At 73.0% G+C, this 12,536-nt stretch carries 12 protein-coding genes and 1 pseudogene; 7 read left to right on the top strand and 6 right to left on the bottom strand.

The window, feature by feature from the left end; genetic code table 11:
• Window positions 1-219: 219 nt before the first annotated feature.
• Window positions 220-1,653, top strand: a complete 1,434-nt coding sequence (locus Dsi01nite_RS37690) for an SDR family NAD(P)-dependent oxidoreductase (RefSeq protein WP_203851245.1) — start codon at window positions 220-222, stop codon at window positions 1,651-1,653.
• 42 nt (window positions 1,654-1,695) lie between these two features.
• Here Dsi01nite_RS37690 and Dsi01nite_RS37685 read toward each other — a convergent pair whose 3' ends face one another.
• Together Dsi01nite_RS37685 and Dsi01nite_RS37680 are read right to left on the bottom strand one after the other, a co-directional pair.
• A complete protein-coding gene (locus Dsi01nite_RS37685) occupies window positions 1,696-2,397 on the bottom strand; it encodes a bifunctional nuclease domain-containing protein (protein WP_203851163.1) in 702 nt (233 codons plus the stop codon).
• A gap of 80 nt (window positions 2,398-2,477) precedes the next feature.
• A pseudogene (locus tag Dsi01nite_RS37680) lies at window positions 2,478-3,254 on the bottom strand (sporulation protein); the annotation flags it as partial.
• 37 nt (window positions 3,255-3,291) lie between these two features.
• Between Dsi01nite_RS37680 and Dsi01nite_RS37675 the strand changes: the two are divergent.
• Entirely contained in the window at window positions 3,292-3,687 is a 396-nt protein-coding gene (locus Dsi01nite_RS37675; protein WP_203851161.1) for a MerR family transcriptional regulator, read from the top strand.
• 3 nt (window positions 3,688-3,690) lie between these two features.
• On the opposite strand, the gene Dsi01nite_RS37670 is transcribed toward Dsi01nite_RS37675, so the two are convergent.
• A complete protein-coding gene (locus tag Dsi01nite_RS37670; RefSeq protein WP_203851160.1) occupies window positions 3,691-4,332 on the bottom strand; it encodes an FMN-dependent NADH-azoreductase in 642 nt (213 codons plus the stop codon).
• 95 nt (window positions 4,333-4,427) lie between these two features.
• On the opposite strand from Dsi01nite_RS37670, the gene Dsi01nite_RS37665 reads away from it, so the two are divergent.
• On the top strand, window positions 4,428-4,964 hold the full coding sequence (locus Dsi01nite_RS37665; RefSeq protein WP_203851159.1) for a MarR family winged helix-turn-helix transcriptional regulator: 537 nt from the start codon (window positions 4,428-4,430) through the stop codon (window positions 4,962-4,964).
• A 144-nt stretch (window positions 4,965-5,108) separates the two neighbouring features.
• Window positions 5,109-6,626: a serine/threonine-protein kinase gene (locus Dsi01nite_RS37660; RefSeq protein WP_203851158.1), complete on the top strand. Its 1,518-nt coding sequence runs from the start codon at window positions 5,109-5,111 to the stop codon at window positions 6,624-6,626.
• 9 nt (window positions 6,627-6,635) lie between these two features.
• On the opposite strand, the gene Dsi01nite_RS37655 is transcribed toward Dsi01nite_RS37660, so the two are convergent.
• On the bottom strand, window positions 6,636-7,199 hold the full coding sequence (locus Dsi01nite_RS37655) for a TIGR03086 family metal-binding protein (protein ID WP_203851157.1): 564 nt from the start codon (window positions 7,197-7,199) through the stop codon (window positions 6,636-6,638).
• Window positions 7,200-7,265: 66 nt separating this feature from the next.
• Between Dsi01nite_RS37655 and Dsi01nite_RS37650 the strand changes: the two genes are divergently transcribed.
• Complete coding sequence (locus Dsi01nite_RS37650; protein WP_203851156.1) at window positions 7,266-8,045, top strand: AraC family transcriptional regulator; 780 nt, start codon at window positions 7,266-7,268, stop codon at window positions 8,043-8,045.
• Window positions 8,046-8,237: 192 nt separating this feature from the next.
• The gene (locus Dsi01nite_RS37645) at window positions 8,238-8,990 is read left to right on the top strand and encodes a M23 family metallopeptidase (RefSeq protein ID WP_203851155.1); all 753 of its coding nucleotides are present in this window, start codon (window positions 8,238-8,240) and stop codon (window positions 8,988-8,990) included.
• Window positions 8,991-9,000: 10 nt separating this feature from the next.
• Here Dsi01nite_RS37645 and Dsi01nite_RS37640 read toward each other — a convergent pair whose 3' ends face one another.
• Together Dsi01nite_RS37640 and pta are read right to left on the bottom strand one after the other, a co-directional pair.
• A complete protein-coding gene (locus Dsi01nite_RS37640; protein ID WP_203851154.1) occupies window positions 9,001-9,351 on the bottom strand; it encodes a VOC family protein in 351 nt (116 codons plus the stop codon).
• Window positions 9,348-11,420 (bottom strand): phosphate acetyltransferase, encoded by a 2,073-nt coding sequence (gene pta / locus Dsi01nite_RS37635; RefSeq protein ID WP_203851153.1) that lies wholly within the window; start codon window positions 11,418-11,420, stop codon window positions 9,348-9,350. The genes Dsi01nite_RS37640 and pta overlap by 4 nt, the downstream gene beginning before the upstream one ends.
• Before the next feature lie 18 nt (window positions 11,421-11,438).
• On the opposite strand from pta, the gene Dsi01nite_RS37630 reads away from it, so the two are divergent.
• On the top strand, window positions 11,439-12,536 hold a 1,098-nt coding region (locus Dsi01nite_RS37630; protein WP_203851152.1), incomplete at its 3' end, for an acetate/propionate family kinase.

The raw sequence follows: 12,536 nt of genomic DNA, 5'->3' as shown, positions 1-12,536 counted from the left end.
GTCGAAAGCAGCGCGGCGCCCACCGGCAGAACAACGGGGGACGGTGGACGTCGCGGCAGCGGCGGGTCCGGGGCGGCAACGGCGCCACCCGGACCCGTTCGGCGTTTCGCGTACAGTTCCGGGGTGACTCCGCACGACCCCACTCTCACCTCCGCCCCCGCCTCCAGGGTCGACCCGACCCCATCGGACGCTGCTGACGCTGCTCTTGACAGCGACGGCGTGCCGTTCGGCCCCGGCGTCGACCCCGAGCGGCTGGCGATCTGCCTCGCCGTCTTCGAGGAGCTCGACGAGCTGCCGCCGGACCACCCAGACGTGGTGCGCGTGCGCCGGGCGACGTCACATCTGTACAAGAGCGTCAAGCGGCAACGGCGCAGCGACCGCCGCGCGGCCATCACCGAGGCCGACCGCACCGTCACCGCCGCCACCGCGACCGGGGCGCCCGGCCGCATCGACGACGAGACGCAGGGCATCGCGCTGGTGTCGCCCACCATCGGTGCGACCGCGGGCCGCCTGCTGCGCGCCAGGTCCTGCTACACGTGCAAGGACCGCTACGTCGACGTCGACGCGTTCTACCACCAGCTCTGCCCGGCCTGCGCCAGGCTCAACCGGCAGCGCCGCGACGCCCGCACCGACCTGACCGGCCGGCGCGCCCTGCTCACCGGCGGGCGGGCGAAGATCGGCATGTACATCGCGCTGCGGCTGCTGCGTGACGGCGCCCACACGACGATCACCACCCGGTTCCCGAACGACGCCGTGCGCCGCTTCGCCGCGATGCCCGACAGCGCCGACTGGCTGCACCGGCTGCGGATCATCGGCCTCGACCTGCGCGACCCCGCCCAGGTCGTCGCGCTCGCCGACGACGTCGCCGCGCAGGGCACCCTCGACATCCTCATCAACAACGCGGCGCAGACGGTGAAGCGGGCGGCCGGCTCCTACTCGCACCTGGTCGCCGCCGAGTCGGTCCCGGTCGAGCTGGACGGGCCGGCGCCGGAGATGCTGACGTTCCACAAGGCGGACCCGCACGCCGAGCTGACCCTCGAGGCCGGGCCGGCCGCAATCATCCCTCCGCATGCCCTTGCCGCCCTCGCGCTGACCACCGGCTCGGCCACCCCGGAGCGGATCGCGGCACTCACCGCCATCGACGCCGGCGGCCTGGTGCCCGACCTCGCCTCGATCAACAGCTGGACCCAGCGGGTGCACGAGGTCGACCCCCTGGAGCTGCTCGAGGTCCAGCTCTGCAACGTCACCGCGCCGTTCATCCTGGTCAGCCGGCTGCGTCCGGCCCTCGCCGCGGCGCCGGCCCGCCGCAAGTACGTGGTGAACGTGTCCGCCATGGAGGGCCAGTTCAGCCGCAGGTACAAGGGCCCCGGCCACCCGCACACCAACATGGCGAAGGCCGCGCTGAACATGCTGACCCGCACCAGCGCCGAGGAGATGCTCACCGAGGGCATCCTGATGACCGCGGTCGACACCGGCTGGATCACCGACGAACGCCCGCACCCGACCAAGATGCGGCTGCACGAGGAGGGCTTCCACGCCCCGCTCGACCTCACCGACGGCGCGGCCCGGGTCTACGACCCGATCGTCCGCGGTGAGCAGGGCGAGGACCTCTACGGCTGCTTCCTGAAGGACTACAACCCGTCCGCCTGGTAGGCGGCGGGTCGCGGCGACGGGGTCAGCGCAGCTTTCCGGAGGTCAGCGCAGCTGGTAGGACAGCGTGAACTTGCCGACCTGGACCTCGTCGCCGTCCTTGAGCGTGGCGCTCTTGACCCGCTCGCCGTTGACATAGGTGCCGTTCAGGCTGCCCAGGTCCAGCGTCGAGTAGCCGAAGCCGCTCGGGTTGCGGTGGAACTCGACGTGTTTGCGGGACACCGTGTTGTCGTCCAGGACGATCTGGTTGGCGGAGTCACGGCCGCAGCGGCAGATGTCGCCGTCGAGCGCGAACTCGGCGCCGGCCTCGGCACCCTTGCGGATCAGCAGGGTCGCCCGGCCGGACGGCAGCTTCTCCATGTGCGCGGTCAGGTCGAGCGGCTGCGTCGCGCCCTCGGGGGCGGCGACGGACGCCTGGGCGAGGAGCTCCTCGCTGGTCACGATCGGCACGCCCCAGTGGCGGGCCAGGGCGATCGCCTCCAGGGGCGCGGCCGGCACCCGGATGCCGTCGCCGAGCACGAGCTGGAACGGTCCGTGCGCGGCGATGACCTCGATCGCGCGCAGCGGGGCGCGCAGTGCGGTCAGCGCCCGCTGGAACAGCTCGGCGCTGACCGGCTCGACCAGGTCACGCGGTCCGCCCTCGACCGCGAACTGCAGGTGGCGGCCGGTCTGCTCGTCCTTGAGCAGCACCATCGGACGGCTCTGCCAGGTCTGAGCCCGCACACCAACGACGACGAGCTCACGCATGCCCGGGCCTCCCGTGTCCGACGGTCAACTTTGATGTGCCGCTAACGGTACCGGGCGGTGCCTTGCTTTCAGAAATGCCAGCCCCGTCGTTCCGTCGCCTGCCGGACCCAGCCCTCGACCTCCGCGGGCCAGTTGACGCCCGCGGCCTGGGCATGTCCGATCTGGAACCGGTTGATCGCGTCGTGTCCCTCGGAGATGAAACCGCCGCGCTTGTCGAACTCGATGATCACCTGCGTGCCGTGCGGGTCGGTCACGAAGGTCACCTCGACCTCGTTGATGCGGCTCGCGTACTGGTGCGCGGCGTAGAACTCGATCTCCTGGTAGAACGGCAGCGTCTGGTGCACCCCGTGGATGTGGCCGCGCTCCAGGTCGGCTCCCTTGAACCGGAAGCCGAGCTGCCCGAAGGCGTCGAGGATGGCGCCCTGCACCGGCAGCGGGTGCACGTTGATCGGGTCCAGGTCGCCCTTGTCGATCGCGCGGGCGACCTCGAGCTCGGTGCGCACGCCCATGGTCATGCCGTGCAGGCGCTGACCGTACATGTGCGTGATCGGGGTCTCCCAGGGCACCGGCAGCTGGAACGGCACCGCGTGCTGCTGGCCGGGTCCGAGCCGGAAGCCGCCGGTCAGCTGCTGCCGCTGGAACTCCACGGTCGCGTCATACTCACTGTCGGCGCCCTCGACCTCGACGCGGGTCTGCAGCGCCACGGTGATCCGCTCGACCTCGACCTCGTGGTCGCCGCCGGCGAAACGGACCTGGCCGGACACGTAACCACCCGGCTGGACGTCGGGTCCGTCGAGGACGGTGTCCACGGTCGGGCCGCCAACACCGAATGCGCGCTTCAGGCTCTTGAAGACCATTCGCGGAGACTAACACGCAGGACTGTAGGGTTGGCATGTGTCGAGACTGCTGCGGATCGGGGAGCTTGCGAACCACGCGGGCGTGTCCACCCGCACGGTGGACTTCTATACCGGGCTCGGACTCATCGAGCCTGCTGAGCGCACCGCCGGCAACTTCCGGCTCTACAGCGCCGACTGCATCGACCGCATCGCCGCGATCAAGGCCCTGGAGGCCAACGGGGTCAGCCTCGCCGACATGGCCGGGGCGCTCGGGCCCGGCAAGGGCGACCTGCCGGGTCAGCTCTCGCAGCTCCAGATCGACCTGGACACGCTGCGGGAGGCGGCCGCGCACTCCGGCCCGGCCGCCCACCAGTTGCTGCTCGCCCTCACCGCGCGGCTGCAGTCGCTGATCACCACCGCCATCGAGGTCACGGGCAACCTGCCCCCGATGTGAGCATCAGGTCCTGATCAGCTCGGCGACCCGCAGGCCGTGCTCGGCCGCCTTCTCGTGCCCGGCCTTCAGCGACTCGGCGGCCAGGCCCCGCAGCGGCGCCATCGCCGGCGTCACGTCCGCCAGGGTCAGCTCCGCCTCGGCGATGTGCAGGTCGAGGCCGAAGACCTCGCCCAGGATCCGGCGCAGGTACGGCGTGACGTGGTCCCAGCCCTCCTTCGGGGTGCCGGGCCCGTAGCCGCCGCCCCGGCTCAGCGCGAGCACCGCGGGCTTGCCCGCGAGGGGCTGGTCACCGTGCAGGCCGAGGCGGGGGTGCATCACGATCAGGTCGATCCAGGCCTTGACCTGCGCCGGGAGGTTCCAGTTGTACAGCGGCACGGCGAACAGGAAGGCGTCGGCGGCGAGCAGTTCCGCGCCGAGGCGGTCGACGAGCTGGCGCGCCTCGTCGGCGGGCGGCGCGGCCGGGTCGACGGCGGCGCGGGCAAGGGCGGTCCACGCGTCCGCGGGCAGCGGCTGGGCCCCGAGGTCGCGCCGGGTGACGACGCCGTCGTGGTGCTCGGCGAGCCAGGCCTGCTCGGCGGTGTCCGCGAGCGCGCGGCTCACCGATCCGGTGGTGCGGATGCTCGCGTCGAGACGGAACAGATGCATGGTGTGGTACCCCCACGTAGTTCGGCTGTTGCACAGATAGTCTGCATCGCAGAACATCTTCCCGCAAGAGGGAGGTGGCCGCTTATCATTGCGGCATGACGCAGGCGCCGGAGGTACGCGACGAGCTCCAGTCCGACCTCGGCTGGGCGCTGGGCGTCGTGCTGCGCGCCTACGCCAAGGGCGCGGGTCACGTCATCGCCGGCGTCCCCGGCGGCCCCCGCGGCTACCAGGTCCTCGCCGCCGCCGCGTCCGGCGCCGAAGGCACCCAGCTCGCCCTGGCCAACAAGCTCGGCGTCGACCGCACCGTCATGACCTACCTGCTCGACGACCTGGAGCAGGCCGGCCTCATCGAGCGCCGCCCCGACCCCGCCGACCGCCGCGCCCGGCGCATCGTCGCCACCGACGCCGGCCGCGCCACGATGTGCGAGCTGCAGGGCAAGCTGGAGCACGTCGAGACCCGCGTCCTGGGCGCGCTCGCCGAGCCCGAGCGGGCGATCTTCCGCGACCTGCTCCGCAAGCTCGCCACCCGCGTCGACGAGCACGACCCCCTCGCCGACGCCTGCACCATGGTCGAGGAGCTCACCGACGTCCCGCCGACCGCCAGGGCCCGCCGCCGCAGACCCGCCGGGTGAGATCTTGGCCCGGCCCGACCTACCCTGATGTCATGATTCGCCTGGATATGGCAACGGTCTGATCTCATTGCCGGACGCAACGCTTCCAGGTGCGCATACTTGAGCCCGGACCACTGGGCGAGCAGTAAGGAACCTCCGGTCGCGATGATGCTGCAACGCCGGTATCGGCTCGAGCGGCTGATCGGTGCGGGGACCACCAGCGAGGTCTGGCAGGGCCACGACGAGCTCCTGCGTCGCCAGGTGGCGGTCCGCCTGCTGCGCGCCGACCGCGCCCCGCTCGCCGAGTCCTTCCTCGCCGAGGGCCGCGCCGCCGCCCGGCTCACCCACGCCAACGTCGCCGCCGTCTACGACGTCGGCGTCGTCGAGCTGCCCGAGCGCGGCGACGTGCCGTACGTGGTGATGGAGTTCGTCGACGGCGACACCGTCGCCGACCGGCTCCGCCACGGACCCCTCAGCCCCGACGAGGTCGCCCAGATCGGCGCGGAGATCGGCGCCGCCCTCGCCCACGCGCACGGCCAGTGGGTCACCCACGGCGCCCTCACCCCCGCGAAGGTCGCCATCACCGACGTCGGCGCGAAGGTGTTCGGCTTCACCGACCGCCGCGGCGCCGACCCGCACGACGTCAGCCTCGACGTGTACGCGCTGGGCAGCCTCCTGCGGACCGCCCTCACCGGGTCGGCCCCGGCCGGGACCGCCGCCGGGTCCCCGGACCTGGTCGCCCCCGCCGACCTGGCCGCCCTCATCGCCCGGTGCCTGCACCCCGACGCGGTCCTGCGCCCCGGCAGCGACGAGGCCGCCCTGGCCTTCGCCCGCATCGCCGGCACCCGGGTCGACCTGCCCGCCTGGTACACGCTGTCCGCGACCACCGCCGACCCCGCGGCGACCGCCGGCCAGTCGTCCGCCGGGCGGCCGTTCCCGGTGCGCCGCCCGTCGGTGCTGCCGCGGGCCTTCCCGCCGATGCGCCTGCGCCGCGACGGCGCCTCGGACAGTCCCGTCCGAGCCGGCGCGCATCGGCCGTGGATCCGTCCCGCCACGCAGCTCGGCGCCCGCTCGGCCGCGCACACCCGCATCGTGCTGTCCAAGCTGCCGTTCGGTGCGCACACCCGGGCCGGTGCGCACCTCAACGACGTGACCCTCGTGGACCTGCGCTCCGCGCGTCCCGCCCGCCCCGCCCCGCCCGCTCGGCTGGTCGCGCCGGCGAAGAGCAGCGGCCGGCGCTGGGCGATCCGGGCCGCCGTCGGCGCCGTCGTGGCCGGGATCGTGTCCCTCGCCGCGGTCGTCGCCCTCGGCCAGCCGCAGGCGGAGGGGCGACCCCCGTCGAGCGGGACGGTGCAGACCGCGACCGCCGCCGCGAGCGCCCTTCCGGCCGTCACGACCTCCCCGGCCCCCGTGCCGCCGCCGCCCGTGGCGACGACCACGCCGCAGACCCAGCCGACGACCCGCCGGCCGACGACCCGCCCGAGCTCGACCCGCCCGTCGACGTCGTCCTCTCCCTCGGCGTCCGCGTCGCCGTCGTCTTCTCCTTCGGCATCCGCGTCGCCGTCGGCTTCGGCGTCCCCGTCCGCGTCGCCGTCGGCCTCCGCCTCGCCGTCGGCCGGTGCCGGTGCCGGTGCCGCTGCCTCCGCCGCTGCCTCCGGCTCACCAGAGGCGGCCGCTCCGTGACCGTCCGGCTCAGGGGGTCCAGTCCGGGTCACGGCCGCTGAGGCCGAGCATCCTGGCCAGGGGCGGGGCGGTTGCCGGCACGGGCACCTCGGCGGCGTACACGCCCATCTGGCGGCCCATGTCGGCGGAGCGGGCGACCTCGTCGTGCACCCGTAGCACCAGCGCGTCGTCCCAGTGCGGGTGCAGGCCGGCGGCGCGAGCCAGATCCCAGCCGTGCAGCACCAGCTCGCCCAGCACCATGCCCCCGACCAGGTCCGCGGGCAGCTCCATCGGCCCACCCATCCGCGTGACGCCCTCCCACGCCGCCGGCCCGCCCCAGGCCGTGGCGGTCTGCTCGACCTGCGCCCGGAGCAGGGCCCGCCAGTCACCGCCGGTGCGGTCCACCTCCGCCCCCGGGTCGAGCGCCTCCTTCGCGGCCGCCGCGGTCAGCGCCGGCCCCCAGTGCAGCAGGTGGTTGACCAGGGCCCGCACGTCCCAGCCCGCACACGGCGTCGGAGCGTCGAGCGAACCGACCCCGTCCACGACCTTCAAGGTCACGGCGGCGGCGGTGCCGATGAGCAGATGTCCGTCCATCGCCCCGACGGTACGGCCGGCGCCGCACCCGGTCTTGCACAAACGCGACGGCTACCGTGGATCCTCGTGCGCGACCCGAGGGAACTGTCCGGTGCGTGGTCGGCGTTCCAGCGGCACGGCTCCACCCCGCCGTCCCCACCCCTCGCCGGCGTCGTCGGCCGCTACTGGTGGGCGACCTGGGACCTGCGCGACCAGGCGCCGTACCGGCAGCTGCTCCCACCCACGCCGAGCGTCCACCTGACGTTCCCCACCGATGGCCCACCCCTGCTGCGCGGCGTCCACCGCCGCCACTTCCACCGGGTCCTGTCCGGCGCCGGCGGCGTGCTCGGCGTCGCGTTCGTGCCCGGGACGTTCCGCCGCTTCCTCGACGCCCCCGCCACCACCCTGACCGACCGCACCGTCCCCGCCGCCGACATCTTCGGCCCCGACCTGCCGACGTTCGAGTTCCACGACTCCGGCCCGCCGACCGGTGGGACAGACGCCGTCGACGCCTTCCTGGCGGAGCGGCTCCCGTCCGACCCGGTGGGCGACGAGGTCGCGGCCTGGGTCGAACGCGCGTCCGCCACCCCTGACCTGCGCCGCGTCGATGACCTGGCCGCGCTGTGCGGGGTGGGGGTGCGCCGCCTCCAACGCCTTTTCGCCGACCACGTCGGGGCGAGCCCGAAGTGGCTGCTGCGCCGCCTTCGCCTGCAGGAGGTGACCGACACCCTCGCCGCCGCCCCAGGCGCCCCGGTCGACTGGGCCGGCCTCGCCGCCGACCTCGGCTACGTCGACCAGGCCCACCTGAGCAGGGACTTCACCGCCATGTTCGGCGAGCCCCCAACCAGGTACGCCGCCCGCTACTGACCGGGCGGCGGGCATACGACGTCGTTGCGAGATTCCCACAACCGGAAGGATCCTCAGGCCCCCTGACCCCGGAGGTCCTTCTGCTTGTCGCAGATAGAAGTCGCCCACTGGCCCGCGGGTGGCCAGGGCGGTCCGGGGCGGTCCGGGCGGTGTCGTGCGGGGGGTTGTCGCGAGGGCGTAGGGTGGCTGACGATGTTTGCGCTGCGCACCAGGCTTGCCGGTGTCGCCGTGTTGGTGGCGCTCGGCGCCGCCGGCTGTGGCGGCGACCCTGTCCCGACCAGCACCGCGACCACCGCGGCCCCGTCGCCGGGGCGGCAGGTCGCCGAAGGCGCGTCGGGGCTCCCGCCGTCCTCCGCCGGCAGTGCGTCGGCCGGAGCCGGGGCTGGGGGAGCGGCCAGCGGGGCTGCGGCACCCGGTGGGCAGGCGGTCAAGCACGCGTTCCCGGTGCAGGGCAAGGCGTCCTACAGCCGGACCCACCACGACTACCCGGCCAGCGACATCATCGCCGCGTGCGGGTTGACGGCGGTGTCGCCGGTCGACGGCACGGTCCTCGAGGTGACGCGGACCGACACGTGGACGGCGAAGGTCAACGACGGGGCGACCCGCGGCGGGCTGTCGGTGTCGATCCTCGGTGGGGACGGGGTGCGGTACTACATGTCGCACTTCTCCACGATCGACGCGGGCATCGAGGCGGGCACCGTCGTCAAGGCGGGCCAGCCGGTCGCGAAGGTCGGCGAGACCGGTGACGCCAGCGCCTGCCACATCCACTTCGGCCTGTCACCGGTGTGCCAGAAGACCGGCGACTGGTGGACCCGGCGCGGTGCGATCTGGCCGTGGTCCTACCTGGACGCGTGGAAGGCGGGCAAGGAGAAGTCACCGGTCGCCGACGTCGGCAAGTGGCAGCAGGAGCACGGCTGCCCGACCAAGCCGCTGACGAACCCGTGAGCCACCGCGCTCAGTCGTAGCAGAGGCAGAACGGGTGTCCGGACGGGTCGCTGTACACCCGGAATCCGGCCTCTTTGGTCGACAACAGCGTCCCGCCCAGCCGTAACACCTTGGACTCCGTGGCGTCGATGTCGTCGACCTGGATGTCGAGGTGGATCTGCTGCGGGAAGTTGGGGTCGGGCCACAGCGGCGGCCGGTATTCGGGAGCGTGCTGGAAGCTGAGCTTCGTGGTGCCGTCGCCGATGTCGACCCAGTCCCCGTCGACGCGGGTGACCGGCAGGTCGAGCAGCTCGGAGTAGAACCGGGCGAGGGCCTGCGGGTCGGGGGAGTCGAGGACCACCGAGGTGAGTTTCGCCGTCATCCCTCCATCGTGCCCGACGGGTCTGACAAAAAACCCTGAGCCTGGATGGCGGTGATGGCGACAGTGTTGACGATGTCCTTCACGGTCGCGCCGCGGGACAGGTCGTTGACGGGTTTGCGCAGGCCCTGCATGACGGGCCCGACCGCGACCGCGCCGGCCGAGCGCTGCACCGCCTTGTAGGTGTTGTTGCCCGTGTTCAGGTCCGGGAACACGAAGACGGTGGCCTGACCGGCGACGGCGCTGCCGGGCAGCTTGGTGGCGGCGACCGAGGGGTCGACGGCGGCGTCGTACTGGATCGGACCCTCCACCGGCAGCGAAGGGCGGCGGGAACGCACGAGCGAGGTCGCCGAGGCCACCTTCGTCACGTCGGCACCGGCGCCGGACGTCCCGGTCGAGTACGACAGCATCGCCACCCGGGCCGTGATGCCGAACTGGGCCGCCGTCGTGGCGGAGGACAGCGCGATGTCGGCGAGCTGCTCGGCGTCGGGGTCCGGGTTGACGGCGCAGTCGCCGTACACCAGGACCCGGTCGGGCAGCAGCATGAAGAAGACGCTGGAGGCGACGCCCAGGCCCGGCACCGTCTTGATGATCTCGAACGCGGGACGGATGGTGGCCGCCGTGGTGTGCGTCGCGCCGGAGACCATGCCGTCGGCGAGACCCAGATGGACCATCATCGTGCCGAAGTACGAGACGTCCCGTACCACATCCCGGGCCAAATCGAGCGTCACGCCCTTATGTGCCCGTAATTCCGCGTAGATCGGAGCGAACCGCTCCAGCAGCGGAGACGTCGCCGGATCGATGACCGAAGCATCCGAAATGTCCAGCCCCAGGTCCCGCGCCTTCGCCGCGATCTCCACAGGTGAACCCAGCAACGTCAACGCTGCCACACCCCGCCGCAGCAGGATGTCCGCCGCCCGCAGGATCCGCTCCTCCGTCCCCTCCGGCAGGACGAGGTGTTTCCGCGCCGCGCGGGCACGGTCGATCAGGTCGTACTCGAACATCAGCGGCGTGACCCGCGTCGAAGCCGTCAGCTCCAGCGCGTCTGCCAGGGCCGCCGTGTCCACGTGCGACTCGAACGCCCCGAGCGCCGCCGCCACCTTCCGCGGGTTGTCCGGCCCCAGCCGGTGCTCCATGCGCGTCGACGCCGCGATCGTGTCGTAGCTCGCCGTCGGCACCGACAACACCGCGAGACCGGTGTTCAACCGCTCGAACAACGCCAGCGCCGCCGGGTCCGGGGCGATGCCCAGGGTCAGCACGATCCCGGCGAGCGGCACGGTCCCCGAGGCGTGCGCGGCGGCCGCGGCGACGAGCAGGTCGGCCCGGTCGCCGGGGGTGATGAGCAGGCAGTTGTCGGTCAGGTGGGACAGCACCGCCGGGACCTGCGCCGCGCCGACGACGTAGTCGAGCACGTCCCGCTCGAGGGAGGCGGGCCCGGCGCTGAGCACGGTCGCGCCCAGCGACGTCGCGACCTCCGCGACCGTCGGCGCCGCGACCGTCGCCACGTTGGGGATCGTGTAGCAGGGCACCGGCAGCTTCGGCGGCTGCTCGGAGGACTTGTTGACCACGACCGCGGCGACGGTGGCGTCGAGTTCGACCAGCGCGTGATACGCCTGCCGCGCCACCGACCCGACCGTGTCGGCGTCCAGGTCGGCGCCGTTGACGACGGCGACCACGATCGCGCCGAACTCGTTGGCGAGGCGGGCGTTCAGCGCGAGCGTCGGCGACTGCTCGTCGTCGAGGTCGCTGCCGATGACCACCACCGCGTCATGGTCGCGAGCGATCGGCCGGAACCGCTCCACGATCCGCCCGACCAGGCCTTCGCCGTCACCCGCGGACAGCATCGCGGCCGCCTCCGCCGCCGTCACACCGAAAGGCTCGTGATCGTCGTTCTGGATGTGGTACCGCGAGCGCAGCAGCGACAACGTCGGGTCCGGTGCCGCACCGTCGACGAACGGGCGGAACACGCCGATCCTGGGGACCTTCCGCGACAGCAGCTCGGCCAGACCGAGCGCGACGGCGGACTTGCCGGATCCGGGTCCGTGTTCGACCAGGTACACGATGCGAGCCACCCCGCTAGTCTGCCTGTCATGATCCTCGTGCTCAACAGCGGCTCGTCGTCGGTGAAGTTCCGCGTCGTGGACCTCTCGGATCCGGCCGCCGGCCAGCGCGGCACCGTCGAACGGATCGGCGAGCCCGACGGCGTCGCCGACCACGCGGCCGCCCTCGCGGAGATCCTCGACGGCCTGGACAAGCATGGGATCACCGCGGTCGGGCACCGCGTCGTGCACGGGGGCTCGGCGTTCACCGCGCCCGCCCTCGTCGACGACGCGATGCTGGCGGTCCTGCACGAGCTGACCCCGCTCGCGCCGCTGCACAACCCCGGCGGCATCGCCGGCATCGAGGCGGCCCGCGCGGCGCTGCCCGGCGTGCCCCACGTGGCCGTGTTCGACACCGCGTTCCACGCGTCCCTGCCGCCTTCCGCCAGCACGTACGCCCTCGACCGGGATCTCGCCGCGCGCCACGGGATCCGCCGGTACGGCTTCCACGGCACCTCCTGCGACATCGTCTCCCGCCGCGCGGCCGACCTGCTCGGACGTCCCCTCACCGAGCTCAACCTCATCGTGCTGCACCTCGGCAACGGCGCCAGCGCCACCGCGATCCAGGGCGGGCGCAGCGTCGAGACGTCGATGGGCCTCACCCCGCTCGAAGGCCTCGTCATGGGCACCCGCTCCGGCGACGTCGACCCGGCCGTGCTCAGCTACCTGCACCGCGCCGCCGGCCTCTCCGGTGCCGCTGCCGAGGAGCAACTGCAACGCCACGGCGGCCTGAAGGGCCTGGCCGGCGCCAACGACATGCGCACCGTCCTGGAACGCCGCGCCGCTGGGGACGCCGGTGCGGCGCTCGCCTTCGACGTGTACTGCCACCGCATCCGCAAGTACGTCGGCGCCTACCACGCCGTGCTCGGTCGCCTCGACGCGATCGTGTTCACCGCCGGCGTGGGCGAGCACGCCGCCCCGGTCCGCGAGGCCGCCCTCGCCGGCCTCGACGGCTGGGGCATCACGGTCGACCCGGTCCGCAACGCCGCCCACGCCCCGCTCATCTCCCCGGACGACGCCCCCGTGGCGGTCTGCGTGATCCCGACCGACGAGGAACTCGCGATCGCCGAACAGGTCCGGGCCGTGACC

It is taken from the genome of Dactylosporangium siamense (assembly GCF_016862795.1).
GTDB lineage: Bacteria > Actinomycetota > Actinomycetes > Mycobacteriales > Micromonosporaceae > Dactylosporangium > Dactylosporangium siamense.
Note: the sequence above shows the minus strand (reverse complement) of the source record. Positions and strands in the feature narration are given on the sequence as shown.